The organism is Reyranella sp., from assembly GCF_050185545.1.
Lineage (GTDB): Bacteria > Pseudomonadota > Alphaproteobacteria > Reyranellales > Reyranellaceae > Reyranella.
On record NZ_JBFWZI010000278.1, the window covers coordinates 1 to 3579 of the forward strand.

General features: G+C 69.4%; 4 protein-coding genes. All 4 read right to left on the bottom strand.

Annotated elements, in window-relative coordinates; translation table 11 throughout:
- Positions 1-1013: molybdenum ABC transporter ATP-binding protein (gene modC, locus AB7O82_RS35920; protein WP_428621663.1), on the bottom strand; the 1013-nt coding region annotated here is incomplete at its 3' end.
- Positions 1010-1696 (bottom strand): molybdate ABC transporter permease subunit, encoded by a 687-nt coding sequence (gene modB / locus AB7O82_RS35925; protein WP_428553694.1) that lies wholly within the window; start codon positions 1694-1696, stop codon positions 1010-1012. The genes modB and modC, both read right to left, overlap by 4 nt.
- On the bottom strand, positions 1693-2481 hold the full coding sequence (gene modA, locus AB7O82_RS35930) for a molybdate ABC transporter substrate-binding protein (protein WP_428553696.1): 789 nt from the start codon (positions 2479-2481) through the stop codon (positions 1693-1695). Before modA ends, modB begins: the two co-directional genes overlap by 4 nt.
- Positions 2482-2494: 13 nt before the next feature.
- Entirely contained in the window at positions 2495-3346 is an 852-nt protein-coding gene (locus AB7O82_RS35935; RefSeq protein WP_428553699.1) for a sulfite oxidase heme-binding subunit YedZ, read from the bottom strand.
- Positions 3347-3579: the final 233 nt, after the last annotated feature.

Below are 3579 nucleotides of genomic sequence, written 5' to 3' on the forward strand. Positions count from 1 at the left end.
GCCAGCGCCAGGCGCTGCACCGACTTGGCCGTGATGCGCGAGACCAGGATGGCGCCGTGGCAGTCGAGCCTGATGTCGGCCTGGGCGCCGTTAGCGGTGGGGGCGATGTCGACGATCCGGCCGGGCAGCACGTTGAGGGCGCTTACCTCGTCGGGCGCCTGGAGCGACAGCATGACGTCGCGGGCGCGGATATAGGCGCGCACGCCGGCGCCCGCCGCGGCCTGCAGGCGCGGCACCTGCAGCTCGCCCGCCGCCGTCGCCAGCACCGAGAGCTGGAAGGCCTCGTCGTGGCGCGCCACCGTGGCGTCGAGCACGCTGCCGACATCGGCGGGATCGGCCAGCGACAGCACGTCGCCGACCGGGCCGACAGCCGTCACCCTGCCGTCGCTCAGCAGCACCACCGTGGTGGCAAGCCGCGCCACCTCGGCGACGGAATGGCTGACGTAGAGGATCGGCACCCCGGCCTGGTCGCGCAGCCGTTCGATGTAGGGCAGGATCTCGGCCCGCCGGGCCTCGTCGAGCGAGGCCAACGGCTCGTCCATCAGCAGCAGCCGTGGCCAGGAGAGCAGGGCGCGGCCGATCGCGACGCGCTGCTTCTCGCCGCCCGACAGCGAGGCCGGCCGCCGGTCGAGCAGCGCGCCGATACCCAGCAGGTCGACCACCGAAGCGAGATCCGCCGTGGCGCCGCCGCCTGCGCCGCGGCCGAACCAGCGGCCGTACAGCAGGTTGCGGCGCACGGTGAAGTGCGGGAACAGGCGACTGTCCTGGAAGACGTAGCCGATGTGGCGGCGATGGCTCGGGACGAACACGCCCTTGCCGGTGTCGACCAGGACCTGGCCGTCGATGGCGATGCGTCCGCGATCGGGCCGCACCAGGCCGCCGACGATGTCGACCAGCGTGGTCTTGCCCGAGCCGGAGCGGCCGAACAGCGCCGTCAGGCCGGGCGCGGCCGAGAAGCGCGCCGTGAGACGGAAGCTGCCGCGCGCATGCTCGACATCGACGTCGAGGCTCATGCCGCCATTTGCCGGACGCCGATACGTCGCGCCAGCAGCTCCGAGCCGAGCAGCGCCGCCATGGAGATGGCGATCGACACCAGGGTGAGGCGGACTGCCCCGGCGTCGCCGCCGGGGACCTGGGTGAGGGTGTAGATCAGCGACGGCAGGGTCTGGGTCTCGCCCGGGATGTTGGAGACGAAGGTGATGGTGGCGCCGAACTCGCCCATCGCCTTGGCGAAGCACAGGATGGCGCCGGCAATCACGCCGGGCAGGCAGAGCGGCAGGGTGATGGTGGCGAACACCAGCAGCGGATGGGCGCCGAGCGTGCCGGCCGCCGATTCGAGGCGCAGGTCGACGGCTTCGATCGAGAGACGGATGGCCCGCACCATCAGCGGAAAGCCCATCACGCCGCAGGCCAGTGCGGCGCCGGTCCAGCGAAAGGCGAACACGATGCCGAGCTCGTCGGCCAGGAAGGCTCCAATCGGCGCTTTCCGTCCGAACGCGATCAGCAGCAGGTAGCCGGTCACCACCGGCGGCAGGATCAGCGGCAGGTGGACCAGCGTGTCGAGCAGGCCCTTGCCCCAGAAGCGGCCGCGCGCCAGCAGCCAGGCAATGGCGATGCCCACGGGAAGGCTGACCAGGGTCGCGGTGGTCGCGACCAGCAGGCTCAGCCTGACCGCCGTCCATTCCTCCGGAGTCATGTCGCCGAGTTCGATCGCACCAGGACGGTGAAGCCCTGGTTCTCGAACGCGGTGCGCGCCCTGGCACTGCGCAGAAAGTCGAAGAACGCCTTGGCGTCCGCGTTTTTGGAATCCTTGGCGAGCGCCGCCGGGTAGATGATCGGCGGATGCGAACCGGCAGGGAAGGTGCCGACGATCTTGACGCCGGGTTCGGCCGCCGCGTCGGTCGCATACACGATGCCGAGCGGCGTCTCGCCGCGCGCCACCAGGAGCAGGGCAGCGCGGACATTCTCTGCCTGCGCCAGGCGTTCCTTGACGTTGTTCCAGGCGCCGAGCTTCGCGAGCGCCGCCTTGCCGTACTTGCCGACCGGCACGGCGTCGACATTGGCCATCGACAACCGTCCGCCGGCCAATGCCTTGTCAAGGTCGGCGCCCTTGATCTCGACCGTCGTGAGCTTGGAGTCCCGGGGCGCGATCAGCACGATCTTGTTGCCCAGCAGGTTGAAGCGGCTGTCGGCCGTGATCAGGTTCTTGCCCTGCAAGTAGTCCATCCAGTCGAGGTCGGCCGAGATGAACAGGTCAGCCGGGGCGCCCCGCTCAATCTGCCTGGCGAGAGCCGAGCTCGCGGCATAGGAGACCCTGGGCATCGGCTTGCCGGTGTCCTTCGACCAGGTCGCAGCGATCTCGTCGAGCGCATTCTTCAGGCTGGCCGCGGCGAACACCACGACGGCGGTCTGGGCGAACGCTCCGCCCGGGAGCAACGACGCGGCGAGCGCCAGGCCGAGCCAGCTGCGCCTCCTCACCATACCAGCCTCCTTGTCAGGGAGCCGATATAGTCGACTGAACATAGCGCTTCGTCCAGAGCTTGTTTGCAGCGAGAGCGAGGCGGCGCAGGGCGACGGCGGCGATCACCAGCAGCGAGGCGATCAGCACCTTCTGCGCCGGCCGCGGCGCCAGCTCGGGATCGAGGTAGGCTTCGAGCGCACGCAAGGGATCGATGCCGTTCACCAGCCAGTACCAGCCGGCCTCGAAGATCACCGTTGCCAGGGTCGCCCCGAGCGCCAGCAGGGCCAGGCCGAGCCAGCGCGTCCGCAGCGGGGCGGGTAGCACCCGCCACAGCATCAGCCAGGCGAACAGGCCGGCGGCGAAGGCCGGCTCGCCGATCTTGACCTTGGACTGGATGAAGAAATGGACCAGGGCGACGAAGGCCGCCGGGTAGATCAGCCAATGCAGCCGCTTCCAGTTGCGCCGCAGGCGCCGCTGCCAGCGGTCGGTCGAGGTGATCGCAAGGGCGGCCAGCACCAGCAGCGTCGCAAAACCGATGGTCAGGTAGAAGCGCTTGATGATCTCGGTGGCGACGACGACCAGGTTCCATTTCTGGTCGAGCACGTAGATCAGCAGATGGGCGCCGGCGTAGAGCGCCGCCGCCACGCCGATGCGGCGGCGGATCTGCACCAGCGGCATCCAGTCGAACAGCGCCCGCGCCGGCGTCATGGCGAGCGACAGCAGCAGGAAGATGACGGCCCAGTCGCCGGTCGCATGGGTCGCCACGGTCACCGGCCGCGGATCGAGGTCGCCGTTGTACCAGCGCCACGCCAACTCGACCGCCGGCAGGCAAAGCCCGACCAGGGTGACGAGGCGCAGCCAGAAGACTTTTTGCTGAATGGTCACGGCGGATACTTAGGCGATCGTGCGCTCAAGTGAATGTCAATCTTGCGTCATCTCTTCTCCTCCCCAGCTTCGCTGGGGAGGTGTCGCCGTCATACGGCGACCTGCCTTCGCCGTAGCGAAGCCGCATCGGCTTCGCGCAGGCAGGCGGTGGGGTCATGATTCATGTGGTCCGCGGGCGTCCCGCCCGCTCAGTGTCTGGTGCATGTGCGGGGGGGTAGCCCGCGGGCGGGATG

Excerpts from the sequence above, each read along its gene's own strand:
- modB (WP_428553694.1), bottom strand. The coding sequence starts at position 1,696 with ATGACTCCGGAGGAATGGACGGCGGTCAGGCTGAGCCTGCTGGTCGCG.
- modA (WP_428553696.1), bottom strand. The coding sequence starts at position 2,481 with ATGGTGAGGAGGCGCAGCTGGCTCGGCCTGGCGCTCGCCGCGTCGTTG.